Origin of the sequence: Qipengyuania rhodophyticola, assembly GCF_042493225.1 — a bacterium.
GTDB lineage: Bacteria > Pseudomonadota > Alphaproteobacteria > Sphingomonadales > Sphingomonadaceae > Erythrobacter.
The window spans coordinates 1,359,025-1,384,192 of the sequence record NZ_CP170454.1 but is presented as its reverse complement, the minus strand read 5'-3'; the positions used below and the strand labels follow the sequence as shown (position 1 = coordinate 1,384,192).

The 25,168-nt window shown below is 57.5% G+C and carries 29 protein-coding genes; 11 read left to right on the top strand and 18 right to left on the bottom strand.

Going from position 1 to position 25,168, the window contains the following annotated elements; translation table 11 throughout:
• Positions 1–13 precede the first annotated feature (13 nt).
• Together ACFCXQ_RS06590 and ACFCXQ_RS06585 are read left to right on the top strand one after the other, a co-directional pair.
• Positions 14–1,072 carry a nitrilase-related carbon-nitrogen hydrolase gene (locus ACFCXQ_RS06590; RefSeq protein ID WP_379554236.1) on the top strand — a complete coding sequence of 353 codons (1,059 nt, stop codon included), beginning with the start codon at positions 14–16 and terminating at the stop codon, positions 1,070–1,072.
• Positions 1,072–1,797: a hypothetical protein gene (locus ACFCXQ_RS06585; RefSeq protein ID WP_379554234.1), complete on the top strand. Its 726-nt coding sequence runs from the start codon at positions 1,072–1,074 to the stop codon at positions 1,795–1,797. The genes ACFCXQ_RS06590 and ACFCXQ_RS06585 overlap by 1 nt, the downstream gene beginning before the upstream one ends.
• On the opposite strand, the gene ACFCXQ_RS06580 is transcribed toward ACFCXQ_RS06585, so the two are convergent.
• Genes ACFCXQ_RS06580 through ACFCXQ_RS06550 form a run of 7 tightly spaced genes read right to left on the bottom strand, consistent with a single transcriptional unit; the run spans position 1,794 to position 7,647 of the window.
• Positions 1,794–2,819, bottom strand: a complete 1,026-nt coding sequence (locus ACFCXQ_RS06580; RefSeq protein ID WP_379554232.1) for a zinc-dependent alcohol dehydrogenase family protein — start codon at positions 2,817–2,819, stop codon at positions 1,794–1,796. The two genes, ACFCXQ_RS06585 and ACFCXQ_RS06580, sit on opposite strands and share 4 nt — an antisense overlap.
• Positions 2,816–3,298 carry a DUF1330 domain-containing protein gene (locus tag ACFCXQ_RS06575; protein ID WP_379554230.1) on the bottom strand — a complete coding sequence of 161 codons (483 nt, stop codon included), beginning with the start codon at positions 3,296–3,298 and terminating at the stop codon, positions 2,816–2,818. The genes ACFCXQ_RS06580 and ACFCXQ_RS06575 overlap by 4 nt, the downstream gene beginning before the upstream one ends.
• The gene (locus ACFCXQ_RS06570; protein WP_379554228.1) at positions 3,295–3,756 is read right to left on the bottom strand and encodes a hypothetical protein; all 462 of its coding nucleotides are present in this window, start codon (positions 3,754–3,756) and stop codon (positions 3,295–3,297) included. The genes ACFCXQ_RS06575 and ACFCXQ_RS06570 overlap by 4 nt, the downstream gene beginning before the upstream one ends.
• Positions 3,756–5,171, bottom strand: coding sequence for an aldehyde dehydrogenase family protein (locus tag ACFCXQ_RS06565; RefSeq protein ID WP_379554226.1), 1,416 nt, complete (start codon positions 5,169–5,171; stop codon positions 3,756–3,758). Before ACFCXQ_RS06565 ends, ACFCXQ_RS06570 begins: the two co-directional genes overlap by 1 nt.
• Complete coding sequence (locus ACFCXQ_RS06560; RefSeq protein WP_379554224.1) at positions 5,168–6,085, bottom strand: polysaccharide deacetylase family protein; 918 nt, start codon at positions 6,083–6,085, stop codon at positions 5,168–5,170. The genes ACFCXQ_RS06565 and ACFCXQ_RS06560 overlap by 4 nt, the downstream gene beginning before the upstream one ends.
• Complete coding sequence (locus tag ACFCXQ_RS06555) at positions 6,082–6,960, bottom strand: polysaccharide deacetylase family protein (protein ID WP_379554222.1); 879 nt, start codon at positions 6,958–6,960, stop codon at positions 6,082–6,084. The genes ACFCXQ_RS06560 and ACFCXQ_RS06555 overlap by 4 nt, the downstream gene beginning before the upstream one ends.
• A 3-nt stretch (positions 6,961–6,963) precedes the next feature.
• The gene (locus tag ACFCXQ_RS06550; RefSeq protein ID WP_379554220.1) at positions 6,964–7,647 is read right to left on the bottom strand and encodes an isochorismatase family protein; all 684 of its coding nucleotides are present in this window, start codon (positions 7,645–7,647) and stop codon (positions 6,964–6,966) included.
• Between the two features lie 146 nt (positions 7,648–7,793).
• Here ACFCXQ_RS06550 and ACFCXQ_RS06545 point away from each other — a divergent pair, with 146 nt between their 5' ends.
• From ACFCXQ_RS06545 to ACFCXQ_RS06515, 7 genes are read left to right on the top strand one after another with little or no spacing between them, the layout of a single operon-like run.
• Complete coding sequence (locus ACFCXQ_RS06545) at positions 7,794–9,089, top strand: alpha/beta fold hydrolase (protein ID WP_379554575.1); 1,296 nt, start codon at positions 7,794–7,796, stop codon at positions 9,087–9,089.
• A complete protein-coding gene (locus ACFCXQ_RS06540) occupies positions 9,086–9,595 on the top strand; it encodes a DUF3598 domain-containing protein (protein WP_379554218.1) in 510 nt (169 codons plus the stop codon). The genes ACFCXQ_RS06545 and ACFCXQ_RS06540 overlap by 4 nt, the downstream gene beginning before the upstream one ends.
• 24 nt (positions 9,596–9,619) lie before the next feature.
• Positions 9,620–11,002 (top strand): 3-isopropylmalate dehydratase large subunit, encoded by a 1,383-nt coding sequence (locus tag ACFCXQ_RS06535; protein ID WP_379554216.1) that lies wholly within the window; start codon positions 9,620–9,622, stop codon positions 11,000–11,002.
• Positions 10,999–11,619, top strand: a complete 621-nt coding sequence (gene leuD / locus ACFCXQ_RS06530; protein ID WP_379554214.1) for a 3-isopropylmalate dehydratase small subunit — start codon at positions 10,999–11,001, stop codon at positions 11,617–11,619. Before ACFCXQ_RS06535 ends, leuD begins: the two co-directional genes overlap by 4 nt.
• Complete coding sequence (locus ACFCXQ_RS06525) at positions 11,616–12,536, top strand: hydroxymethylglutaryl-CoA lyase (RefSeq protein WP_379554212.1); 921 nt, start codon at positions 11,616–11,618, stop codon at positions 12,534–12,536. The genes leuD and ACFCXQ_RS06525 overlap by 4 nt, the downstream gene beginning before the upstream one ends.
• Positions 12,533–13,732, top strand: coding sequence for a CaiB/BaiF CoA transferase family protein (locus ACFCXQ_RS06520; RefSeq protein WP_379554210.1), 1,200 nt, complete (start codon positions 12,533–12,535; stop codon positions 13,730–13,732). Before ACFCXQ_RS06525 ends, ACFCXQ_RS06520 begins: the two co-directional genes overlap by 4 nt.
• On the top strand, positions 13,729–14,343 hold the full coding sequence (locus ACFCXQ_RS06515) for a VOC family protein (RefSeq protein WP_379554208.1): 615 nt from the start codon (positions 13,729–13,731) through the stop codon (positions 14,341–14,343). Before ACFCXQ_RS06520 ends, ACFCXQ_RS06515 begins: the two co-directional genes overlap by 4 nt.
• Before the next feature lie 20 nt (positions 14,344–14,363).
• Here ACFCXQ_RS06515 and ACFCXQ_RS06510 read toward each other — a convergent pair whose 3' ends face one another.
• Complete coding sequence (locus ACFCXQ_RS06510; RefSeq protein ID WP_379554206.1) at positions 14,364–14,597, bottom strand: DUF6356 family protein; 234 nt, start codon at positions 14,595–14,597, stop codon at positions 14,364–14,366.
• Positions 14,598–14,710: 113 nt separating this feature from the next.
• Here ACFCXQ_RS06510 and ACFCXQ_RS06505 point away from each other — a divergent pair, with 113 nt between their 5' ends.
• Positions 14,711–15,190 carry an Lrp/AsnC family transcriptional regulator gene (locus ACFCXQ_RS06505; protein ID WP_379554204.1) on the top strand — a complete coding sequence of 160 codons (480 nt, stop codon included), beginning with the start codon at positions 14,711–14,713 and terminating at the stop codon, positions 15,188–15,190.
• A gap of 10 nt (positions 15,191–15,200) precedes the next feature.
• On the opposite strand, the gene ACFCXQ_RS06500 is transcribed toward ACFCXQ_RS06505, so the two are convergent.
• From ACFCXQ_RS06500 to ACFCXQ_RS06470, 7 genes are all read right to left on the bottom strand, one after another.
• Positions 15,201–16,280: a YeiH family protein gene (locus ACFCXQ_RS06500; RefSeq protein ID WP_379554202.1), complete on the bottom strand. Its 1,080-nt coding sequence runs from the start codon at positions 16,278–16,280 to the stop codon at positions 15,201–15,203.
• The gene (locus ACFCXQ_RS06495; protein WP_379554200.1) at positions 16,277–16,582 is read right to left on the bottom strand and encodes a DUF1330 domain-containing protein; all 306 of its coding nucleotides are present in this window, start codon (positions 16,580–16,582) and stop codon (positions 16,277–16,279) included. Before ACFCXQ_RS06495 ends, ACFCXQ_RS06500 begins: the two co-directional genes overlap by 4 nt.
• A 41-nt stretch (positions 16,583–16,623) precedes the next feature.
• Complete coding sequence (locus ACFCXQ_RS06490) at positions 16,624–17,760, bottom strand: nitrilase-related carbon-nitrogen hydrolase (protein ID WP_379554198.1); 1,137 nt, start codon at positions 17,758–17,760, stop codon at positions 16,624–16,626.
• Positions 17,761–17,787: 27 nt separating this feature from the next.
• Positions 17,788–18,480 carry a hypothetical protein gene (locus tag ACFCXQ_RS06485; protein WP_379554196.1) on the bottom strand — a complete coding sequence of 231 codons (693 nt, stop codon included), beginning with the start codon at positions 18,478–18,480 and terminating at the stop codon, positions 17,788–17,790.
• Positions 18,481–18,540: 60 nt separating this feature from the next.
• Positions 18,541–18,912 carry a hypothetical protein gene (locus ACFCXQ_RS06480; protein WP_379554194.1) on the bottom strand — a complete coding sequence of 124 codons (372 nt, stop codon included), beginning with the start codon at positions 18,910–18,912 and terminating at the stop codon, positions 18,541–18,543.
• Complete coding sequence (locus tag ACFCXQ_RS06475) at positions 18,909–20,135, bottom strand: class I SAM-dependent methyltransferase (RefSeq protein ID WP_379554192.1); 1,227 nt, start codon at positions 20,133–20,135, stop codon at positions 18,909–18,911. Before ACFCXQ_RS06475 ends, ACFCXQ_RS06480 begins: the two co-directional genes overlap by 4 nt.
• A gap of 460 nt (positions 20,136–20,595) precedes the next feature.
• A complete protein-coding gene (locus ACFCXQ_RS06470; protein ID WP_379554190.1) occupies positions 20,596–20,802 on the bottom strand; it encodes a helix-turn-helix domain-containing protein in 207 nt (68 codons plus the stop codon).
• Positions 20,803–20,849: 47 nt separating this feature from the next.
• Here ACFCXQ_RS06470 and ACFCXQ_RS06465 point away from each other — a divergent pair, with 47 nt between their 5' ends.
• Positions 20,850–21,626 (top strand): hypothetical protein, encoded by a 777-nt coding sequence (locus ACFCXQ_RS06465; RefSeq protein ID WP_379554188.1) that lies wholly within the window; start codon positions 20,850–20,852, stop codon positions 21,624–21,626.
• 18 nt (positions 21,627–21,644) lie between these two features.
• On the opposite strand, the gene ACFCXQ_RS06460 is transcribed toward ACFCXQ_RS06465, so the two are convergent.
• Genes ACFCXQ_RS06460 through ACFCXQ_RS06450 form a run of 3 tightly spaced genes read right to left on the bottom strand, consistent with a single transcriptional unit; the run spans position 21,645 to position 24,762 of the window.
• Positions 21,645–23,072, bottom strand: coding sequence for a PBSX family phage terminase large subunit (locus tag ACFCXQ_RS06460; protein ID WP_379554186.1), 1,428 nt, complete (start codon positions 23,070–23,072; stop codon positions 21,645–21,647).
• Positions 23,069–23,458: a DUF5681 domain-containing protein gene (locus ACFCXQ_RS06455; protein WP_379554184.1), complete on the bottom strand. Its 390-nt coding sequence runs from the start codon at positions 23,456–23,458 to the stop codon at positions 23,069–23,071. Before ACFCXQ_RS06455 ends, ACFCXQ_RS06460 begins: the two co-directional genes overlap by 4 nt.
• The gene (locus ACFCXQ_RS06450; RefSeq protein WP_379554182.1) at positions 23,455–24,762 is read right to left on the bottom strand and encodes a site-specific DNA-methyltransferase; all 1,308 of its coding nucleotides are present in this window, start codon (positions 24,760–24,762) and stop codon (positions 23,455–23,457) included. The genes ACFCXQ_RS06455 and ACFCXQ_RS06450 overlap by 4 nt, the downstream gene beginning before the upstream one ends.
• Positions 24,763–25,168 lie beyond the last annotated feature (406 nt).

Genomic DNA, 25,168 nt, shown 5'->3' with positions numbered 1-25,168 from the left:
ACACCAGAATTCTATGACCACACCTAGCCCATACGCCGCCGTCGCCATGCAATTGACTGCGCGCGCGGTTGAGTCGCTGGACAATGACGCTGCGCGCACGGCCATGCTCAAACATATTGGCGAGATCGAGACGCAAATCCGCGCGTCCTCAATCTTCATTGCGCAATATGCCGGAACGCCGGTGAAGCTCGCGGTGCTGCCCGAATACCTCTTCACCTCCTATCCGGGCCGCATCTCGATTTCCGACTTTGCGGCTAAGGCATGTTGGGATGCGGACGGCCCAGAGTATGAGGCGCTGGGCGGCGTCGCTCAACGGCTTGGCATGTTCATCGCGGGCAATGCCTATGAACGCGATGCAGCCTTCCCCGACTTCTATTTCCAGACGAGCTTTCTCGTCGCGCCCAACGGCGACACCGTGCTGCGTTATCGCAGGCTTCTATCGATGTTTGCGCCCAGCCCTCACGATGTGTGGGACGCCTATCTCAACCATTATGGGATCGATGCGGTGTTCCCAGTTGCCGACACAGAAATTGGCCGGATCGCCGCCATTGCAAGCGAGGAGATTCTCTATCCCGAAATTGCGCGCGTGCTGGCGATGCGCGGCGCAGAAGTGTTCGCCCATTCATCGTCCGAAATCGGATCGCCGCTCGCCACACCCAAGGATGTCGCCAAACAGGCGCGGGCCTTTGAGAACATGGCCTATGTCGTCTCGGCTAACACCGCCGGGATCGCGGGCACCGGCCTTCCGCTCGCCAGCGCCGACGGCAACAGCCGGATGGTCGATTATCGCGGCAAACTGATGTCGCAATCGAGCGACGGCGAGACCTTCACGGCCTTTGGCACCGTGGACCTAGGCTCGCTGCGCGCCGCGCGCCGCACCCCTGCGATGATCAACTCGCTCGCTCGCCAGCGCCCCGGCCTGTTCGCTGATGCCTATGCGGCGAGCGCGGAGGCGTTCCACCGCGGCAATGGAATGATGGAAGACGGCAACCCAAGCATTCCAGACCGTGACTATTTCAAGCGCGCGCAAGAAGCCGTGATTAAGCGGCTCGATAAGGCAGGGATTATCTGATGTACCATCGTAATGTTCGCGGAAAAATCCGCTATCTCTCCGCCAAGCCCGGCATGGAGGGGCAGGAACGCGGGCGTGAGTGGTTCAACTTCTCGCATCATGCCGACGGCTCAGTGATCATGTCCGCGCAATGCGAGATCGAGGAGCCTGACCCAACCGTGCTGCGCAATATCACTTGCCACATTGGCCCAGACCGTATGCCGCAGAACCTGCTGGTCCATCTGACCTTGGGCGATGAGTTCCTTGGCTCAGGCTGGATGGCTTACGACGCCGCCGCGAACCAGATCACTTGCGAGAGCTTTGGCCCAACAATCGGGCGCAATTCAGAGACCAAAGAGGCGGGTAAGTTCGATGCGTTCGGTACGCATCCAATCGCAGGTGATGGTTTCACCACAAGGTTGATGGATGTGAGCAAAGGCCCGCACAAACGGAAACTACGCTTCTTCCTCCCCTCACCTGATCACCGCGGGGCCACCCCACCGCAAATCGCCAATCTCGAAATGGTGATGGAATATGTCGGCGAAGAGCAAAAGACCGTGGAGGCGGGCGCATTCCAATGCCGCCGCTATCGCTATGTCGATGATAGCGATGAAGGCATGGGCGGGACCAAGCACCCGGACTTCGATATGTGGGTGACCGCTGATGATGACAGCGTGCTCGTCTATGGCTCAATCGACGGATATATGATGAACCGCTACGAGTTAGTCGAGCTGGAACGCGACTAGCTAACCCGGATCATCACCTTGCCCATATGTGCGCCGCTTTCGAGGTGTTCATAGGCTGCTTTCGCCTCATCAAAGGCAAAACTGCGGTCGATCAGCATTTCGATATTGTGCTCGGCCACCAACTTAAGCGCCGCTTCGAACATACCGCGATGACCAGACGTAATGCCTTTGAGCGTGATATTCTTGCCTAGCATCGCGCCCTGGTTGAAGGTCGCTGCGTCCTGCGGTGTGCCAGATAGAGCGCCCACTGTGCCGATGCGCCCTTCGACCGCAGTCGCAGCCATCGTCTGCGCCATTTCGCCAAAGCCGATTGTGTCGACCACCACATCCGCCCCGCGCCCGCCGGTCGCTTCCAGCAAAGCCGCCGCCCAGTCGTCTGTCTCGCGATAATTGATGGTGTAGTCCGCGCCCATTTCGCGCGCTTTGGCGAGCTTCTCCTCACTCGAGGACGTAATCGCGAACTCAGCGCCCATCGCCTTAGCCAGCTGCAGCGCGAAGATTGAAACCCCGCCCGTGCCTTGTGCGAGCACCAGCTTCCCCGGACCTGCCCCGCCAAATGCCACCATTGCGTGCCAGACGGTGCAGGCGACCACGGCCAGCGTCGCCGCTGTCTCATCACTCACGCTGTTGGGCAATTTGATCGCCGCCGCAGCGGGCAGTTTGATCTTCTCCGCGAGCCAGCCATCAGCTGAAATACCTACATCCTGACCAAACACGTGGAAGCCAAAGCCGCCATCATCCAGCCATGGGAGGAAATTCTGCGCGACAACCCGGTTACCGATGGCTAGGCCTTCCACTCCCTCACCCATCGCCTCGATCACGCCCACACCATCAGTGAGCGGAATGCGATTTTCTGGATGGTCACTGCCATAATGCCCGCGCACCATCATCAGATCGCGGTAATTGAGGCCAGCCGCCGTCACTTTGACCACGATCTCGCCCGGTCCGGCAATTGGATCATCCCGCTCCACCTGGCGCAGGCGGTCTATCCCAGTTTGCTCGCCAATTTCCCAAGCCTTCATTGGTCTGCTCCTGAGGCCTGCGGTACGCCGGAATTGTCAAAATCATGGGTGAAGCGATTGTCGCCAACCTTGCCGACCATATCGCTGCGCAAAGGCGCCTCAGCATAGACGGTCACGGTATAGTCGCCCGCGCTCGGGTTTTGGCGCAGCGGCAAGATCTCGTTCTGGTAGACTTCGCTGTTCCAGAACGCCTTTGCATTTTCGAGGCATGGGAAGCGGACGGTCAGATTGACGTAATTTGGCGGGGCCTCGCCTTCAAACACGGCCACTGGGCGCGGGATCGTGACGTAATACCCGCCCAGCTTCTCATAGATTTCACTCGCCGCAATTGCGCGCGCGTAGGCGATCATCCGGTCGCGATCTAGCGTAAGCCCTTCCACCACCATATAAACCGGCGCATCGCAGGTTGAGGAAGGCGGTGGCGGTGCAGCACCCGCAGGCGTACCTTGCAGCAACAGAGCCAAAGTCGCGGAGATCATAGGGCCGTAATCCTCTTTTCATCGCACAATGTCCGCTTCCACGGCGCATCGTCCTTCATCCATTGCCAGGTGCGCGCGCGGGTATCTGCGCCCGGCACCAGATTGATCATTTCGACATAGCAAGCACCCGGCACATCAAGCCGATCAAGTTTCAACATGATGGTGTGTTCATGCGTTTGCCAGCCGTATCCAGAGAACCGATCCGTCTTCCAGATCATCCGCTCGCCTTCGATCTTTCCGCCAAATTCAAACAGAGCCTCGCGCCCATCGGCCCAACTGATCCAATTGTGCTGGAGATAGTGCCACTCGCCCGTATCGGGAAACTCGCAATGCGTCTTTACGTGGCGTTCATCGAGTAGCTTTCCGTCGAGATCGAAGTCGCGGTACGAACCTTCCCACCAACCGTCGTGGTCAAGCATGGCGGGCATGACAGCCCTTAGGTCTGCACGATTTCCCATCAGCTTTGTCCCTCTGCATAAGCTGCGATGGTCATAGCATCGCCGGTTTGCCGGATCAGTGCCCGGCGGCGCAGGAAACGCATCATGCCCTCATCGCCCATTCGGCTGGGGCCAAGGCCAGAGGCTTTACGCGAATGATTGGTCGCATCGCCGACCATGCTGGTGAGAGCGCCGTCTTGCAGGCTGATTGCGCCTGCTTCCAGCCGAGAACCCACCTCGGCCGCTTCTTCTATTGAGCCAGCAAGCACCGCAGCCGAGAGGCCATATTCGGTGTCGTTTGCCTGCGAGATAGCTACGTCCAAATCGTCAAAAACGGTAACCGGAATGACAGGACCGAATGTCTCCTCGCGCATCACCGTCATCTCAGGCGCAACGTCAGCCAACACAGTCGGGCGCAGATATTTGCCGCCGCCTAATGTCTCAACCGTCCCGCCCGCCAGCACGCGCGCGCCTTTTGCGGTCGCATCGTCAATCTGAGCCTGCACTTTTCCGGCCTGCGCGGGAAAGATGAAGGGGCCAAGATGCCCAGAACTAGGGTCAGGGTAAGTGATCTCGACTGCCCTCGCCGCTTCGGCCAGAGCAGCCAAAAACGGCTCGGCAATTTCGCGCGCGACATATACGCGCTCAATCGACTGACAAGCCTGTCCGGTCGCGACGATGGAGCTGCGCAGCGCCACGCCGGCGGCCCATTCGGGGTCAGCACTAGCAGTGATAATCATCGGGTCTTTGCCGCCCAGCTCTAGGTTGGCGGGGATCAGCTGGCGCGCGGCGGCCTCTGCGACTTTGCGCCCCGTGCCGGTCGATCCGGTAAAGCAGATATAGTCGACCTCTTCGATCAGCGCTTGGCCCACTTCTGGCCCGCCCATAGCATAGGAAAGCGGCAATTCGGGTACTTGCGCGAGCACTTCGCGCATCGGCTCGGCAAAGCGCGGCGTAACTTCGGATGGTTTCACCAGAGCCGCACTGCCCGCCATCAAAGCCGGCACCGCGTCGATATGGCTGAGGATCACCGGGAAGTTCCAAGGGGCAATCGCGCCGAACAGCGGGTAGGCGGTGTATTCAGCGACGATCTCAACCCCCGGCGTCAAGGAAGGCTGCGGATGGCAATCCAGCCCAGCAAACAGCTCCGGCCCGCGCGCAGCCCATTTGCGCAGGTTTCGCGCAAGCCCATCCACTTCAATCAACGCGACCGCGCTGCGCCCAGTGTCGATTGTCAGCGCTGCGGCAATTTGGGGAGCAGCGGCTTCAACTGCGTCCGCAAACTTGCTGAGCACGGCGGCGCGACCATCAGGCCCTAGCGCTTCCCAAGCGGGTTGTGCTGCGCGCAAACGAGCGGCCTCTGCGGCGATATCCTCACGCGAACTCTCGGCAAACTCATAGTCTTCCTCGCCTGTTCTTGGATTGCGCGCTTTCACTGCTGTTTCTCCCAAGATGAGACGATCTCAGCACCGCCCGCAAACCAGCTCTGCTCGCGGTTCGCCAGGTCAGTGAGCAGCTCCTCAAGCGCTGCAATCCGGAACGGCTGACCCATAATATACGGCGTTAGCTGCATCGGCAGAACGCGCGCAGAGCTTTGCGCAGCCGCCTCATCCGCAAGCCAGTCAAACGCATCGCGCATCATCTGGGCCCATGCTTCTGCTGAATGTTGCTGCGTCGCGATAATCTGACGATCCGACAGATCGACACTTAGAGGAAGGTTTACGAGGCCATTGCCGAAGCGCCAGGGCAGCTCGTCATTTACCCAGTCACAGCAATAACAAAGCCCGTGCTCTTTCAGCAGATCAACGGTGCGCCAGCTTTGCGAACGCGCAATGGACAGCCAGCCCTTAGGTTTCTCTCCAGTAGCCGCTTCCAGCCGAGTAAGAGCATCAGTGACAAGCATTCGCTCGTCCGTCTCGCTCATAGTGGAGGCGATCGTGCCGTTCATATCGGTCGAATGAGCAATGATTTCGTGCCCGCCTGCCTGCACAGCCTCAATCAATTCAGGATAGCGTTCGGCAACCGTAGCATTGACCGCGAAGCTCGCCGTGACACCGGCCTTCGCAAAAGCATCGAGCATTCGGAACACCGCGACCCGATTGCCATAATCGCGCACAGTATAGTGGCGATAATCCGGGTAAGGCGTGACCATATGGCCTGGCGCGCGAAACGGCTCGTCCTCGGGTGTGATTGGGAAGAATTCAAGGCTGACGCAAAGCCATACCGCGACCGATTTACCATCCGGCCAACGCACTGGCGCGCGGGCGTGAATGTTCGACCACTCATAGAGATCATGGTCGTACCCTTCACGCCGTTTTGGGTAGACGGTGTAGCTTTGATCGAGGCTCATTGCTGCGCCCTCCAACTATCTACGATGTCGCCCGCACGCGCTTTCCAGCAGCGCGGATCGGAGGCGATATGGCGCAGGGCCTCTTCAAACGGTCCGATTCTGTGGGGCTGTCCGATCAAATACGCATGCAAAGGAATGCACATCACCGTGCCTGACTTTTCGCCTTCATCGGCAAGCCGCTCAAACTGTTTGATCAGGCTATCGGCATATTCGCGGCCCGCCATACCATAGACATTGAAGCCGTAATGATCGTTCACCTCCAGGCTGTAGGGGATCGAGGCAAGATCGCCGGTCGCCGTTTTCACCTGCTGGACTTGATCATCATGATAAAGGTCGCAGGTGTAATCGAGCCCGTACTCGGCAATCAGATCGAGCGTTCGCAGCGTGTGCGTTAACGCCGGCGCCAGCCAGCCGCGAATGCGCTGTCCGGTCGCATCCTGCACTGTCTTGATCGAGTCCTCGATGATCGCGCGTTCTTGTGCCTCGCTCATCCCATAGGAATAGCGCGTGTTGTAAATCCCGTGGCTGAAGAACTCCCAACCGCGCGCGACTCCATCTTGGACGACCTCGGGATGATGCTGACACAGAGCGACCGACAGGCTGACGCTGCCCGGAAACCCATGGCGATCCATAGCATCGGCCATGCGCCAATGGCTCACCCGGTTGGAATGATCGCGGTAAGAATAGCCAACCACATCGGGATGCGGTTTGGCCCACGGCTTGCGATTGGGGTTCGCAGGCGGATCAATTTCGTAATATTCAAGGTTTGGCGCGACCCACACCGCACAAGTCTTCCCCTCAGGCCAAACGATTTTTTTCCGGTCATTGTAAGGGTGATAGTCGTAGAGCCCCGGGTCAGCCGCGCCTTCCATCATGGCTCAACGCGCCTCCAGCCAGTCGATCACGGCCTGCACTGGCTCAACATCGGCATATTTGAGCTGAAGGTCGGTGAGATTGGCGAAGTGATAACTTTCATGTTTATCCGCGCAAGTCTCAATGGGCACGATCGTGCGATAGCCGTAGCTGAGCGAATCCACCGCGGTTGCGCGCACGCATCCGCTGGTCGAACCGCCTGTCACCACAACCGTGTCGACCTTGTGAAATGTCAAATAGCTTGCCAGCGGGCTTTCAAAAAAGCTGCTGGGCATGCGCTTGGTGAATTGCAGATCGTTCGCATCCACTTCGCAGCGCGGATCGTAGGCGTGCCGCTCGCTGCCATATTTGATATTCTGCAGACTATCTTCGGTGTCAGTGCGCGTGCCCCACACGCCCGCATCCGCTGCATCATCTTTGTACGCAACGCGGCTCCAGATGACTGGCATGCCCTTTTCGCGGGCCAAGCGGCTGATCATATTGATATATTCGATCTGGCGCGGATCGGTTTCATATGCGGTTTTGAACATGTCAGTGCGTGTATAGGCCTGCTGCACATCGACATTCACGATGGCCAGCTTCTCACCAAAGCCGAATTTCTTGCGAGCCGGGTTAGCCATCACCTGATCGAATAGCTCGCGGGCCGTCTTGCCCTCTTCAATCATTTTTGTGCCGATCAGTTCGGTCATACAAAAGCCTTTCGATTCCTCTTTGACAGACGGTATTAAACAGGCCTAGAGGCTTGTCGAGCAAAATTTGTCCGGACAAATTATTGACCCAGATTACACGCCATATATTGACCCTGCCTGCAGACGGTCCAAATCCTGCCCGCCGCGTGCATTACCGCCGCTGTGGGAATGGACCTCTCTTGCTGATGATTCACCAGAGCCCACGCTCAAGTGCCGAATACGAATTGCTAATGCAGTCATGGAGCGATCACTTCACATGCATCGCGCCCGACACGCCAGGATTTGGTCAATCTGATCCACTTAGCGGTGAACCGGAAATCAACGACTTCGCCGATGCGCTGACCGAGTTTCTCGATGCGCTGGGTGTGCAGCAATGCGCCGCCTATGGCTTCCACTCGGGCGGGATCATTCTGGTCACTGCGCTCAAACGTCACCCAAAGCGGTTCAAGTGCCTCGCGATTGGCGGCTATGCGATTTGGACACAGGCGGAAATGGACTTGTTTGGGACAAGCTATTTGCCGCCGTTCAACCCCAGTGCCTACGGGGAACATCTGACCTGGCTGTGGAACCGCATGCTTGAACAAAGTTGGGTTTTCCCATGGTTTGACACGCGCGAAGAGGCCCGCCTTTCCGTTGCACATGCCGATATTTCGCGAGTCGATCAGGCGGTTTCTGAAATGCTGGATGCCGGCAATGCCTATCGAGCAGGCTACGGCGCGGTCTTACGTGCGCCGCGTGATATTCCGCCTGCAGATAGCGATGTTCCGCCATGCCTAATCACCGCTTATGGCGGTGATCCGCTGCAAGCGCACATTGACCGATTGGGAGATATGCCAGCGGGTTGGAAAGCCGAGAGAGTCGCGACACCCGCCGATCATCAGTCGGCGAGTCTCACCTTCCTGCAGAAGCAGGCTGGCGACACGCCCTCCCCTCAGCTGGCCGAAGACACCAATGAAGGCTGGCTACAAGTGGGTGACGGACTGATCCATTGGAAGGGCAAGCGCGGTGGAAGGTTAGCGCTGCATGGCCCAGCGCGCGAAATGGTCGAGCCGCGGCCCGGCGAACTCGCCATTGATGTGCCTGGCCATGGGCAGTCCTCCGACTTCGCCGATATTCGCGCCGCCATCCTTGCCGCCGCTGAAGCGCTGGGTGCAAGCGAAATCATCTGGCCTAAAGCGCCCCAAGGTGATCCGGACCAGCTCTATCCCGATATGACGCCCGACCGCTTTGGCGTGCACCTACAGCGTGCATGGGCTACGTCGCGCGCCGAGCAATTCTTTGATCCATGGTATGAAGCGAACGCCGCCCATGCCACGCCGCTCGATCCTGCCGGGTTGGAGCCGCATGCGCTCCATGCCCGCGCTCTCGCCCGAATTCGCGCCGGTGACGCTGCGCACCGCTGGCATGAGACCCTTTCCCAAATCCATGGAGCCCCCGAATGACGACCTTTGCCGAATTTTCTGCCAACATGCCCTTGCTCGCTCGCCACGAGGGCGTTTGGGATGGCACATACAGCTATTTCGATGCCCAGAATAACAAGATTGACGAGCACGCCAGCCGGCTGCTCTGCCGGATGACAGGCGAAGATGAGATCCCCTATCACCAGACAAACCATTATCGCTGGGATGATGGCCGCACCGAGATTCGCGAGTTCCCCGCGACCTACCGCGATGGCCGCATCTGGTGGGACAATGAGCTGATCCAAGGCTGGGCAGCCGAAGTACCTTTGGACGAGTATAACCGCACTATGATGCTTTATTGGCAGCGTACTGGCGACCCATCGCTCTATCTCTATGAGCAGATTCAGATTTCCGATGATGGTCAGAACCGCTGCCGCACATGGCACTGGATCCGCAACGGAATGCTGGAAACGCGCACTGCGATCCAAGAGACCTTTGTGACGAAGGACTGGCGCAGCATTGACGAGGAAATGAAGGCCGCCGCCTGACGCGAAAGCCTGTACAAAGCCAATATGCCGAAGACGCTATTCGAAAAGATCTGGGACACGCATGCCGTTGGGCTCACCGCTGGCGGCGCGACCCTGATCGCGATTGATCGCGTCTTTCTGCATGAGCGCACCGGAGCAGCAGCGCTGAAACGCATGGCCGAAATGGGCCGCCCTGTCCGCGATCCGGGGCGCGTCTTTGCGGTGATGGATCACATTGTCGACACTCGGCCGGGGCGCGGAGATTCGACGCTCATGCAAGGCGGCGAAAGCTTCATCACGGAGACCCGTGCAGCCTGTAAAGAGGCCGGGATCACCCTGTTCGATGTGAATGACCGCAACCAAGGGATCGTCCACGTGATCAGCCCAGAGCAAGGCATTGTGCTACCTGGCGTTACCCTTGTGGCGCCGGACAGCCACACCTGCACGCAAGGGGCATTTGGGGCGCTGGCATGGGGCATTGGCAGCTCTGAGGCTGAGCACGCGATGGTGACCGGCACTTTGCGGCTCGAAAAGCCCAAGACAATGCGTGTCCGCTTCGATGGCGTGCTTGCACCGGGGGTCACCGCGAAAGACATGATCCTTACGCTGATCGCAGACCAAGGTGCAGGCGGCGGCGCTGGTCATGTCGTCGAGTTTTCGGGCGACGCCGTGTCTGCGATGGACATGGAAGCGCGGATGACCCTGTGCAATATGGCGACCGAGTTTAGCGCTATGACCGGCCTGATCGCGCCCGATACCAAGACTTACGAATATCTCGCCGGACGGACTTATGCGCCAGCCACTTTCGACGATCCATACTGGGCCAGCCTCACCAGCGACGAGGGCGCGAGTTTCGACCAGGAGATTGTGATTGATACCAGCGAAATTGCGCCGATGGTCAGCTGGGGCACCAGCCCAGAGCATACAATTCCAGTGGATGCTGTGATACCGCAAGGCCCGGCCCGTGCCCATGAATACACCGGCCTTGACGCGGGCGCTCAGCTTGCCGGAACGCCCATCGACGTGGCTTTCATCGGCAGTTGCACAAACAGCCGGATTTCCGATCTGCGCCGCGCGGCGAAACTGCTGAAAGGACGGAGAATCGCGCCGTCAATCCAAAAGGCGATGGTTGTGCCCGGCTCGCTCTCTGTAAAACGGCAGGCCGAAGCCGAGGGGCTCGACAAAGTGTTCACAGCCGCCGGATTTGAATGGCGCATGAGCGGCTGCTCGCTGTGCTTCTATGCTGGCGGTGAAGGCTTTCCCGAGGGCGCGCGCACAATCAGCAGCACCAACCGCAATTTCGAAGGTCGCCAAGGCCCGGGCATCAAGACCCATATTGCCTCGCCTGAAACCGTCGCGGCCAGCGCAGTCGCTGGCGCAATCGCTGACCCCCGCGCGTTGATGCGGGAAAATGAGGCGGTAACATGAGCGCTTTCCCGCAGCCCCTGATCGGCATCGCCGCGCCGCTCGACGCAGGTGAACTGCGCGACAATGTCGACACTGATGCGATCATCCCCAGCCGCGAAATGCGCAGCACCGGGCGCGATGGTCTAGCGGACGGATTATTTGCACCGTGGCGCTATTCCGATGCAGACGCGCGCATTGAGGACCCAGATTTCGTACTCAACCAAGCAAAATATCGCGAGACCAAAATCTTGCTTAGCGGGGCCAATTTCGGCTGCGGTTCCAGCCGCGAGCATGCCGTATGGGCGCTTGCGGAATATGGCATTCAAGCGATCATCGCGGAGAGTTTCGCGCCAATCTTCTACGGCAATTGCATTCGCAATTTCATCCTACCGATTGCGCTAGATCGCGCCGCTGCTGAAAGCATGGCGGGCTGCGACATCGAGATCGACCTTGCCGCGCAAACATTGACCTGCAGCGGCGACACTCACAGATTCGAAATCGATACCGAGGCCAAGCAGATGCTGGCCGAGGGACTGGACGCTATTGACCTCACGCTCACCCAAGAGGGCGCGATCAAGGATTGGACTGCATCCGATCAAACCGCACGGCCCTGGGTATATTTGGAGCACACTTCATGACCGAAATTCTCATTTCTGAAGTAGGCCCGCGCGACGGGCTGCAATCGATCGATCGGGTGATGCCGCTTGAGTCCAAGAAGCGCTGGATTGCCGCCGAAGCGGCCGCGGGCGTGAAAGAGATCGAAGTTGGCAGTTTCGTCCCGCCAAAACTGCTCCCGCAAATGGCCGACACGGCTGAATTGGTGAAATTCGCCAAGGGTATCGACGGCCTAACCGTGGTCACATTGGTGCCCAATGCCAAAGGCGCGCAATTTGCCGCCGATGCGGGCGTGGACGGGATGAGCATTCCCTTCTCAATGAGCGAGACTCATTCAATCAAGAATGTGCGCAAGGACCACCCAGCTATGCTGGCCGAGATCGCCGCCGCGGCAGTCATCGCCCAGGAGCATAGCATCCAATTTGCTGTCGGCCTATCGACCGCGTTTGGCTGCACAATGGAAGGTGCTGTCGCTGAGGACCAAGTCGTGCGCCTTGCCGAACAGGCCGCCGAAGCAGGCGCAATGGAGTTCAGCCTGTCGGACACCACGGGCTATGCCGACCCAGCACAAGTCCGCCGCCTCACCCGCAAGGTCAAAGCCGCTGTGGGGGAAGACATGCTGACAACGCTCCACCTGCACAACACACGCGGGCTCGGCCTCGCCAATGTGGTCGCGGGACTGGAGGAAGGGATTACCACATTTGACTCGTCACTCGGCGGATTGGGCGGATGCCCGTTCGCGCCGGGCGCATCAGGCAATCTGGTAACTGAAGATCTCGTGCTGATGCTGAACTCGATGGGCTGCAAGACCGGGATCGATCTGGAGGCGCTGCTCAAGGTTCGCAGCATCGTCGAAGAAGCGCTTCCCGGGGAACCCCTTTACGGGTTCACGCCAGATGCCGGGCCAATGCTCGATTACAACGAAAGAACTGCCGCATGAGCGACGCTGAAACACAGGCCGCACCGCAGCCACTTGCTGGTATCACGGTCGTCGAGTTCACGCACATGGTGATGGGCCCGACGGTCGGCCACATTCTTGCTGGGCTTGGTGCGGAGATCGTGCGGGTTGAGCCAATCGGCGGGGACCGCACGCGCCGACTGATAGGCTCCGGCTCTGGTTACTTCCCGATGTATAATCGCGGCAAGCAATCCATCTGCCTCGACCTGAAAAGCCAAGAAGGCATCGGCGTGGCGAAAGACCTGATCGCCAAGGCTGACGTGCTGGTTGAGAATTTCCGCCCTGGCGCGCTCGATCGGCTTGGCCTCGGCTATGAGGAATGTTCAGCAAGCAATTCGCGCCTGATCTATTGTAGCGAGAAAGGCTTCCTTCCAGGCCCATACGAAAACCGTACAGCGCTCGATGAAGTCGCGCAAATGATGGGCGGCCTCGCTTACATGACCGGTGAACCGGGCAAGCCAACCCGTGCGGGCGCCAGCGTGATCGACGTGACGGGAGGCATGTTCGGCGTGATCGGCATCCTCGCCGCTCTTGAAGAGCGCCATCGCACTGGCAAGGGGCAGAAAGTCACTGCCAGCCTGTTTGAAACCACGATCTACCTGGTGGGCCAGCACATGGCGCAATATGCCGTCACTGGCGCACCCGCCGCGCCCATGCCCGCGCGCGTATCAGCTTGGGCGATTTATGACGTATTTCAGACCAAGGATGAGCCGGTGTTCATTGGCGTGGTGACCGACGCATTGTGGGAGAAATTTTGCAAGCTGTTCGAGCTGGATGATCTGTGGGCCAACGAAGCGCTGCGCGAGAACAATGCACGCGTTCAGGCACGCGATGACATCATGCCGCAAATCCGCGAGCTTGTCGGCGGAATGACCGCAGCCGAAGTGATCCGCAAGCTTGACGGATCAGGCCTGCCGTTCGCGCCGATTGGCAAACCAGAAGACATGTTTGACGATCCGCACCTCAATCAAGGGGGGCTAGAAGACGTCACCCTAGATAACGGCACCGAAGTGCGCCTGCCCACCATCCCGCTGGAGATGCACGGCAAGCGGATCGGATCGCCGCAGGAATTACCAACGCCAGGCAAAGATGCTCGAAAGGTATTATCCGCGCTAGGCTATGACGCAAGCAAGGCGGACGCGCTAATCGCGGCGGGTGCAGTAGGGGAAACGGCATGAGAATATTTGGCACAGCCATTGCGCTCGCCATGCTCGCAGGATGCAGCGGCACTGCTCCAGCGGAGGAAGAAATGGCCGCCGATGGTTCGCCGCAAGCCGCCAACCGGGCGATGGAAGGCGTCGATGTAAGCGAGCGTCTGCCCACCGATGTCCGCCGCGCGTCTATCGTCGTACGCGATATGGAGGGGAGCCTTGCTTTTTACCGCGATGTGCTAGGCCTTGAGGTCAATTACGACACGGTAGTCGAGCTGTCCGGTGTCAACCTGCCCGTAGGTGAGCCGGGCACCAAGGCGCGCCTGGTGCTGCTGAATGGCAATGATCCCTATGTCGGCTGGATTGGCCTGCTTCACCCCTTCGATCCCGTAATGGAAGATGTGGATGAGCCGTATGATACGCGGCTAGGCCCGGGCACGGCATTCCTCGTCGTAAATACCGATGATGCGGAGAAAGCCTGCGAGGCGGCGACCAAAATTGAGGGTGTGACGATGACAGGGCCAACCCGCCTACAAGTCTACCCCGGGCGCGACGGACGGCCTGATATCAATGTGCGCGGTTGCAATGTTTTCGATCCCAACGGGGTTGCGGTCGAGATCAACCAACTTTTGAACTAGCGCGGGCGCCAGCTCACATTTTAGATCACAAAATCGAGCGGCTGCGGCAGTTTGCTGCGACCGACGACCATCTTTCCGTGCAATGTTTCGATCTGCTTGCTGCCCGTCTTCACGAACAGGAACGGCAATAGCCCATGCAGAATGCAGGCGAAGCCTCCCGCGATCATACGGATGCCAAAGCCGCCGGCATGGAGGAAATGCTCCCAATAGGTTTCGCCGACCGATTCCGGATGCTCGGTGAAAATACGCTTCATAATTGGGATAACTCCATCGAATCTTTTGGGTTTTCGAGAACTATACACCAATGTCATGTCAAAATTTTCCCAAATATCCCGCATTTTTACGCATTCAGTGATATATCGTCCCAATGATAGAAGCAAAAATAGAACTTGATTCGATTGATTGGGCGATCCTCGCGATTCTACAACGCGACGCATCCCAGCCAGTGCACGCGATTGGCGAAGCGGTTGGCCTGTCAACCAATCCATGCTGGCGGCGGATCAAACGGATGGAGGATGCCGGCATTATCGAGCAGCGGGTGGCCCTGCTCAATCCGGACAAAATCGGGCTCGGAACCACCGTCTTCGTCGCCATCCGAACCAACCGCCATGATCATGAATGGCTGGATGCATTCTCGCAAGGTGTCTCAGAGATCGAAGAGATCGTCGAATGCCACCGAATGGCGGGCGATATCGACTACATGCTGGTAATCCAGGTTCGCGATATTGGCGACTATGACCGGATTTATCAGCGGCTTATTAGCAAGGTGCCTGGCCTGTCCGATGTCAGCGCCAGTTTTTCTATGGAGCGGATAAAGCACACAACCGCGCTGCCGCGACCAGCCTGATCAGAAGCGCTTAGATGAGCGTAACGGTCACTAACAAAGCAGCCACAAAGGAAGCGATGGTCGCTGCCAGAACGGGCACTAGCGGACGCCAACCAGCCTCCAGCAATAACGAGAGCTTAGACCGCATTGCCGTCGCGGTGACAGCGAGCAACAGCAGGAATTTCGAGGCTGCTAGGCCGTTCTCGGCCAGCGCTGGCGGAAACGCCATAACGCTGTTCACAAGAACCAAAGCCAAGAATGCAAGGATGAACCACGGCACGGACAATCGCCGCCACATAGGCTTTTGCGAAGGCTGACCGCCAATCTCGCCAACCCACAAAGCCACCAATGCGACGACAGGGGCAAGCAAAGCCACGCGGGCGAGCTTGATGATAGTCGCTTGCTCGCCAGCCGCATCGGAGATGGCGTAACCACCGCCAATGGCCTGCGCCGCATCATGGATTGAAGCGCCCACCAAGTAGCCCGCTTGCTCAGCGCTGAGCCCCAATGCACTTGCGATCAAGGGATAAATGGAAAGGGCGAGCGCGCTCGCCAAAGCAACCCCCATGAGCGTGATTGTGAAGCGCGCCTGATCGAGCCTGTCCCGCCCGATAATTGCGTAAAGAGCAAGCGCTGCTGAAGCGCCGCAAATCGCCGTTGCCCCGCCCGCCAGCAGCCCAGAATAGCGCCCCTGACCTGATACCGCGGACCCTGCGAGCCCCGCGGCGAAAGATGCCACCATTATCGCTAACAAGCCGGCAAATGGCAACCAGCCGATCGCGCTAATCTGAGACAGAGTGACTTGCAGACCAAGCAGCACAATTCCGAAACGCAGGAAATGCCTCGCCGCAAAATCCAGCCCCTCGCCCAGAGCAGGGTGATCGGAGAGAAAATGCAGTGAAAGCCCGATTAGCAAACCAAGCAGGATCGCAGGAAAGCCGTAATGTTCAGCGAGCCACATCGCTGCAAACGCTGCGACAAGACACGTCGTCAGGCCCGGCAATATGGCACCTAAAGTGGGCCGTTTCGCCGGGGTCTTCTGCTCAGCTTGATAAAATTCGCCAAACAGATCGCCCGCATATAGACCCGGATCAGGCCGCTGCGAGCTCATGCGCTAAGGTCAGGCCCGTCGATCAATAGCACTTGCACCTCAGCGATGCCTTGGCGCAGCTTCTTTGCCTCTGCATATTCCGTGCTGTTCCAGAACGCCTTTGCCGCATCACGATCAGGCCATTTTGAAATAACCATCGATGCACCCTCGCCAAACTCACCCTCAAGGCATTCCGCCCCGGGGCCGCGAAGCAGATATTCACCGCCAAACTTAGGGATCAACTCGGCGGCGGCGGCTCCATAGCCAGCGATGAAGCTGTCTCTGTCTGCGATCTTGGCCGTGACGATCATATAGGCTGGCATAGCATGTTCCTCAATTTTTTACCCTACTTCGGACCCTATTTCTACCAACGCGTTTTCTCGCGCAAATACCGGCCTGCGTCTTCAGTATCGGTGGGTTGATAATCAGCCAACAAATTCGGTCCATAGGGGCTGCGATATTGCTCAAAGATCGGCATCACCAACTCGCTGTGCACTATCGGCTGGCGATGGCGAGCGCGAAAACTGCCGATCGGAATACGGCCATAGACGAGCGTTTCAGAATCGGTCTCTGCCTGTTTGATAAACTCGCCATCCGGGCCGATGATGCCCGCATATCCTGGGTTCGAGTCAGCTAGATAGTACTTGTTCTCAGGTGAAGCCGAATTGTTCGCAATGGTAGAGTAAACGCCGTTGTACATTGAGGTTGCGCGCACATCGAGCTCGCCATAATTGCCCGTTGCGGTGCGTAACATGACTTCGGCGCCCTTCATTGCGTAAGCGCGAAATAGCTCTGGCTCCCGCTGCGAGGAGCTGGTTATGAAATTGCCAAGCGGCGTGCGCACGATCGGCAGTACTGCGTCCCAGCCATAGCGCTCCACATATTCATCGAGCACGTCATAAATTGTGGTTGTGAATAGCTCGCGGCCGCCGGGGAAGAAGCCCTTCAAATTGCGCGCCTTCCAATCCTTGGCGATGATCTCCCCCTTGTCGTTGATCATTGTCGTGATCGAGAGCAGGCGCTCGGGCCAGTCCGGATCGCGAACATAGGAGCCAAACACGATGTAGCTGCCATACTCGCGTGCTTTGGCAGCTAGAATTTCAGTCTCTTCACCGGGAATCTCAATCGCGATTTTGCGCGCATCATCCAGATTCCAGACGTGCCGATATCCCGTGATGGGAAACTCATGAAAGCAGATCAGATCCTTCGATCCGGAAAACCCGTTCGCGGTATCAATCACATCGCACATATGTTGGACATTGGCGCGGCGCGTCTGCCGGATATTGCTGAGTTCAACCGGCACTACGCGTGTTTGGGCGACGGCCAGCGAGATCACATCTTTCTTCAATGGGACAGTGGCGTACGTACCATCAGATCGCATTTGAACAGGATCACCAGGCTTGCCGGTTGCGGCCGCAGCAGGGGCCGCAAATGCCGTCCAATCCAGAGCGGTCGCGGCGGCCATGCCCACCCCGGCGCCAAGCATTGTTCTACGATCCATTTCCTGCTCCTTTAGTCGTCACGTCACCTAAAACGGTTTCACCGCACCTAGGAAACACACGCTCGCGATAGTGATCCAATAAATGTAAGCGGCAAAGCGAGCTTGCCCGATTTCGCGGGCCAAAGCTGCCTCTTGCTCAGCATCAGGCCCCATGGCGAGGATCCGAAAGCGCTCTGTCCATCGCCGCATCACAAGGCGCAGAAACAGGCCAATGCATAGGGCAAAGGCGTAAAGCGCCATCTTGGCAGGATACCAATGGCTGCCCTCGCCCGCTTCAATCGGCCCCAAGCCTCCAAACGCCATGAAAGATGTGACGAAAAGCGCCAAAACCAGCGGGTAGCGAAGCAGCTCCTCAGTCCGTGTTACTTTGATCCCGATGTCAGTCTCGCGCTTCAGAAACGCAGTCCACGTCATGCCCAGCCAGATCGCAAAGAACAGCCACATCCACCAAATGCCCATACCATCAAGCAGCGGCACAAAGCCGTAAATCTTGCCCATATGGAGACCCAATGGCAGCAGCAGAACGATGCCGGTGCGCGCCAGAATGTCGATGCGATATGCGGTTTCCATATGCCGCTTACGCTCATCCAGAGAAAGCGCAGGATTAGTCACGTGATAGCTGGTCTGGAAAACGCCCCATTCGCCGCCCAGCCAGTAAACCATCGCCAAGATATGAACCCAGCGCAAAATGCTGAGCTCGTTTGCCAAAATAAATTCCATGATCCCTCCCCAAACGCAGGGATCCCTCGCCCACGCCCAAGTTATTCCCTATTTCGCCGTCTATTCGCGGGCCAGTTTGTTGGCGATATCCATGATCGGCGGATCGCTCGCTTCCATTGCCTCGACTTCCTGCTGGAAGCCGCGCATGATCCGCGCGACATAAGCGCGTGTCGCTAGTCCGCGCTCTTCGCCCGCCGCTCGGTCTGGCTCGTATGCCTCGATGTCTGCGCGGCTCAGCGAACCCTTTTGATCAAGCAACCGCTCCACCGTGTCCTGCCGTTCGCGCAAGGCCGAAACTTCGGCGGCCAATGCAAACACCGTTGAATACAGCCGGTCTAGGGCCGGATCTTCGAAATACTCCGGGCGCTTACCCTTGGCCCTGCGGCCAGACAGGGCAACCCAATCGAGATCATTCCCGTTCTCCGCGCTCATGCTGCGGCCGCCTGCTTCGTATGCTCTTGGGCAGGCTTCCACGCGCCATAAGCGTTCCAGATTGCTGCGCGGCCAAAATCCTCCTCTCCATCATCAGGCGATGGCGGGAAGATTTCCGGGTCAACCACTGCGCGAACCCCGGCAACGAACTGGCTATCGCGCGGAAAACCCGCATCGGCCATCACTTGCTTTAGATCTTGTCCGTGCATCGCGGTCCAAAACGGCTCGTTATTATTGAACGCGTCCCAATCGCGCATAAACTGCTCAAACAAAGGCATTTCATCGGAGTATTGCGGCTGCTCAATATGCAAAATGAGGCCGCCAGGAGCCATTACCCGGTTCGCCTCAGCGAGAATGCGAGGCATCGCCTTTGACGACAGCTCGTGCAGGAACATGGTGGTCTGGACCCAATCGAAAGAGCCATCATCCCAGCGCGACAGATCCTCGCCTGAGGCTTGGACAAACTTGATATTCTTGACACCCATCGCGGCAGCACGAGCAGCGCCATAGCGCAGCGATGCACCGGCTGTATCAATCGCAATAACTTCAGCATCGGGATAGGCGAGCGCGATCGGCACTGCGTTATGACCGACTGTGCAGCCAATATCGAGAATCCGCTTGGGGCGCCAATCAGGGCGCTCCGCCTTGGCCCACTCGACCACCGCCTGTCCGCCGCCATCGTTCAGACCGCCGAGCGCACCGCCCGTCGTGGCGAACAAACCCACATCATAGTTCGCTCCCACAGTCACATCATCCGCGCGCTCCTCGCTGTGATAGCCGCCTGGCTGGCAATGAATATCAACTTGTGTTTGATAGTGCGGCTGTTCCACTGCTGGATCGAGCTCCAACAGATCGGACTGCTCGTTAAACTGGCGGGCCATCGCATCAAGCTCATCGAGCTGCCGCAACACCACCTGGCGGCCCGTGTGCTGACGCATTTCCATCGAATTGCGCTTCAACGCTGACCACATGCGATGCCAAGGGTCCTCATTCATCGCGTCGCGAATTTCATAGCGATGTTCCGGGTCGCGGCCATATTCGGCGCGAAACGCAGGCAAAACGCGCTTGTCATAAGCAAGTTTATTGCCTGCCCCGACTGCGCCGGACAGATAGCGATTGAAATGCGTCAAGAAGTTGAACCGCGCCGCTTCGTCATGGCTGCTTTGCGGCATCATCGGATGACGCGTCAATGCAGTATACGGCGGGGGAAGATCGGAAGCCATGTATCTACCTCAAAAGTTGTCCGGACAAATTTGACTCATGTGACTCAGCCTGTCAACATTTCTATGAACTGGGAAGTGAAATAAAGCTCATAGAAGCTAACTCACTAGCGCCAAACGGTGGGGGCAAATGCAGCACTTGTCGAATGCGGATACGCGTTCGGACTGACTCAGCGCAGACTGCTGCGCGATGGGAAACGCGCCATCACGTGCCTTTAGAAAAATGGTGCGGGACGCAGCCTGCGGCTAACCAGTCTCACTATCGAATTCCCGTCTTAAAGGGAAGATATCGGGAAATCTCCTAAATATCTCACAATTTGGAGCTTCTACCATTCACGAATCCGCAATAAACAGCCATTCGTTGAAACATTTCCCGTTTGATTGAAACGGGAATTGGCCGGGGCTCAAACGGGAAGACCGTCTTGATGCTTCGGGAAATGGTACTGACGTGAAACCGAAGCGATCAGGGCGTCACAAGATCGAGATGGCTCACATCAAGCGCCTGCGCGATCTCATAGATTGTAACGATTGTTGGATTGCGTTTGCCGCGCTCTAGGTCGCTAACATACTGCTGAGAAAAGCCTGATTTCTCTGCGAGCTGTTCCTGCGTAAGGCCGCGCTGCTTGCGGATGCGGGCACAATTATCGCCAACCAGTTTACGCATATCCATGCAGAAACCATTGGCGCGCCCCTGCAATGTTGTTTATCAACTATAGTATGTTAGATACTGCAACCACTCCGCTCATCATCCTCGTTACCTCTATGCTCTCCGGCGCTCCAAATGATCAGGCCGCTCAGCAAACACACGCTGATCCGCAACCCATCGAACTCTGGCGCGGATTGGAAGCTGGGATGGAACCAGTGGAAGCGGCCGACACAGCCAGCATGATTGAGGGCATCAAACGCACTAAGGTTATCAATCAGCGCAAACCAGAAAAGTCCGATCGGGTACGCGTAACGCATATAAGGGACGCGATTGCGATTGGCGATTTACCGTTTCGACTTGCGCTAAAATTCAGAGATTCTCAGCTCGAGGAGGTCGTTCTCGGTTCCCAAAACCAATGCGGCGAGCAAGCCGAGAGCATCGCCGCCAGACTTACTCAGGGTCTCAAGCAAAAGTATCCTGAGAGCATCTATGAGGACCCGATGCGCCGCATCGACGTGCTGGAAGCGTATCGAGACTCTGCGGTGAGCGGCGAGAAGCAATCCTTCACGAGTCTTTATGCGAACGACACAGTGGCAGTGAGTCTTACGTTTGCATTTGAACAAGAAGAGCCACCACTTCACCCAGGTTATGGCAGCAAACTTGCTATATCGCTCTACCGTCTCGCACGCACCCAGTATGATCAGCGCCGCTCTGAATGCTCAGGAACTGGGCATCGCCGCGTTGACGTTCTCATCCAGTATATGACCCGTGAGCGCCTCACGGAGGCAATGGAGCAAACAACGCGCATCATCAAAGAAGAACAAGACGAGTTGGCTAAGCAACTCTAGTTGGCCAGTCAAAGCGTTTCAGAAATCTGGTCCACTCCAAGGATCAGGCAGGATACCGCTGCGTCTTCCACCATAGCTTCCCCAACCTCCTCCTCCAACGCTGTACGCGTCAAGGAATGGATGAGCGCTTACCCTTGGACCGGAAGATGCATATTCAAAGCCATTCTTGCGCGCTCGATGCGCACCTTCTACCGCATATCGCAGCGCATCGATCACATGGTTGTGTTTGTCGGCCAGCACATTGCGGATCTCGCCCGTTTGGCGATCGATCGCCCAGCTGTAGTGAATAAGCTCATCAACAAGGTGCTGGCAGCGTGGATGGACGATAATGTCGTAGCTCTTGAGAAACTCTATCCCTTCTTCAATCGATCCAGGGCCTTTGGCCGCGCCCTCAATGATAAATCCGCGTTTGGCAAGATAGTCGATCGTCTCAGGTCTTGCGCTGTCAGCGGTGATCTTGGCCCGCGCGGCGCCTTCAATTCCCGGAGAGGAGCTGGGGTTATGCCAACGCGGTGGGCGCCTTACATCGCTGCCTGCGAACAATGCGGGTATCTCATCGATCGGACATCCTATGGCGTAAGCTTCATGATCAATAAAGAGCACTTTACCTGCCGGATCATAGGCGGCGCTTATGGTTCCATCACTTCTCGGGACCCACGAACCGGTAAAGCAACGCACCAAGACGGTAGGATCCTTGCTGAAGCCCCAATCTGCACCGAAGCGAAAATCAGCATCGTCAGGCGCATCGAATGGACTGATCTGCCAATTGTGAAACACCTGCGCCTCGCTGCGCTGAAGGTATTTGCCCTCCCAGATGTTGGCATGCTTTTCAGGGTCGCGAATGCGGTCGTATTCCATATCGCGGCGCAGAACCTGCGGAAACCAAGGGTTGTCGCGCCACTGGATTTCCAGAACGATTGAGCCAGGCGGCGGTAGCTGTCCTCGAAACAATGCATCGACCGGATCAGAAGGGTAGCGCGGGTTGAAACTCCACCAGATCTCGCTGCCTTCTTTGCGGATGGTGGGAATGAGCGCATTTATCGATGACTGCGATAGAGTGGTTGCTTCTTCAACCCAGGCTAGATCATAACCTTCGAGCGATTTGATCGAAGCCTCTTTGCCGTTGAGACCCATAAAGGAAATCTGCGAGCCATTCCGGCCGATGATTTCGCGCTCTGTGCATTTGAAGAAGGATCCCAGTCCCATACGCTCAATCGACTGCTCAATCAGCTTCTTGGAGGAATCACGGATCGAGTTCTGAAACTCGCGCGTGCACAGGATCCTTAAAGGATGTTGGCGTGCGAGGATCACAAGTTTCTGAGCAATCGTCCATGATTTGCCGCCGCCTCGTCCGCCATAGAGTACGCGGTGTCGAACCGGCTCGCCGCACTTGTTGCGCGGGACATCAAGCCAGACCGCCCATTCGGGGAAGCTTGCCTCGGTCATTTGTTGTCCCGCAGATCATCTGAAGGTAGTTCGACGCTCGACCCCTCAGCCTTGTGAATGGTGATATTGAGACTATCGACCTCGTCTCTGCGCTCGGCAGGCGCATAGCGCTGCACTACATCAATGAACCTAACCAGATCGCGAGAATCGCCGCTGAGCGCCAACTGAATCAGCCGTTCGGTCACGATCTCAGCAATCGACAAAGAAAGCTCTTTGCCGCCCTTGCGGATGGTGCGTTTGGCGGACAGTGCGCGCGAGACCGCTTCTTCCATGCTGACGGTTTGTTTGCGCTTTCTGCCCTTGTTCTTGCGCGCTGCCTGATTGCCCGGCTGGAACTGGTGCTGTTTGGGCGGCTTACCATAGCCAACATCATACTCCTCGCTCACGCTGCCTCTCCTTGCGACGCTCTCCTGCGAACGATCTGACCGGTCGCGGCGTTGACGGGCTCAATCCCAGTCACATCGCAAAAGCGCCTGAGGCTCACATCAGCGTATTGGGGATCAAGCTCCATAAGCGCTGCGCGTCTGCCCGTGCGTTCGGCCGCGATAAGCGTTGTGCCCGAGCCACCAAAGACGTCGAGCACAAGATCGCCTCTGTTCGAGCAATCGAGGATCGCATCCGCGACCAAGGCAACCGGCTTGACCGTAGGATGCATGGCCAAGGCTCGCCCGCGCCCTTTCTGAAATGAGTTCATTCCCGGCAATTGCCACACATTGGTGCGCGTGCGGCCATGCTTGCCGAGCTCGACATTATTGACATGCCGTCCCTTGCCTGACTTGAAGACCGCGACAAGCTCATGCTGAGAGCGATAGAGACTGCCCATTCCTCCTGCTGACTTTACCCAGCAGCAGATGTTCTTAAGCTCGGTGTAGATCTCGCCTGCTGCCAGCAGCGTTTGTAGCCCGCGCCAGTCCATACAGATAAAGTGCACCGATCCATCCATGCTGTTCGCAATCAGTCGCTCGCATGTAGCGCGAAGGAAAGATTGGAACTCCGCTTGTGACATCTCCCCAGAGCCCATCACAAACTCGCCATGCTGGGCTTTGCCGAGCCCCGACACATGGCCCTGTATCGGCACATTGAATGGCGGATCGCAAAAAACCATGCGAGCTTGTTCACCGTCAAGCAGAGCTCGGTAGCTTTCCTGTTCAAGCGCATTTCCAACAAACAATCGGTGCCTGCCAAGTAACCACAGATCACCCGGTCTGGCCACCGCTTCGACGTTTGCGGGATCTATCAGGTCATCGTCGCAGTTTTCCTCGGCGCCCGGGCGGTGCAAATCTTCAATGAGCGTATCAATCCTGCCCATCTCAAAGCCGGTATCGGTAATCTCGAAGGGGTCATCGGCGAGCGTGAGGTCTTCAAGTTCAAGCGCCAGGATATCCTCGTCCCAAGTGCTGAGCTCTGCGATTCGATTGTCGGCAAGCATAAAGGCGCGTTTTTGATGGTCGCTCAAATGCTCAATCGCCACTGTCGGGATCTTTGCCAGACCCAGTTTCTTCGCGGCTTCCACGCGCCCATGGCCTGCAATAAGCGATCCATGCCGATCGATAAGCACCGGAGAATTGAAGCCAAACGATTGAATTGACTTTGCGATCTTCTCGATCTGTTTCTCGGAATGTTTGCGGGCATTGCGGAGATCAGGCGTGAGCGATTTTGGATCGCGATATATAATGGCAAGTTGGGTCATGACTGATCTCCTTGAAAAAAGACCAGACCTATTAAGTACACAAATTGCTGCTCCGCAATGCTGAACGCGCTGAACATGCCAGAGGATGTTCGGATGCCTTCAAGTAATTGAAAGCGTTGAGAAGGTAGACTGGAATTCAGTCTGTGAATGCTGGTCATGCCGAGCTCCTTGTGAACAGGAGCCTCCCATTAATCGCATGATTTTGCGCCGAGCAAGGCTGACAGGTCTGATTTTTTACAAACAGGAACCTAGCAAAGGACTCGGCGCGCCAACGCCCTCATCACTTGCCGCGACTATCAGAACGCAGATGGCGCGCACGGAATATTCGTTTCTCTGAACGCAGACGTCCGCTCACGGGTTCGTTTGAGGCGCCGCTCAATGGCTGATTATGGGATGGGAAACGGAC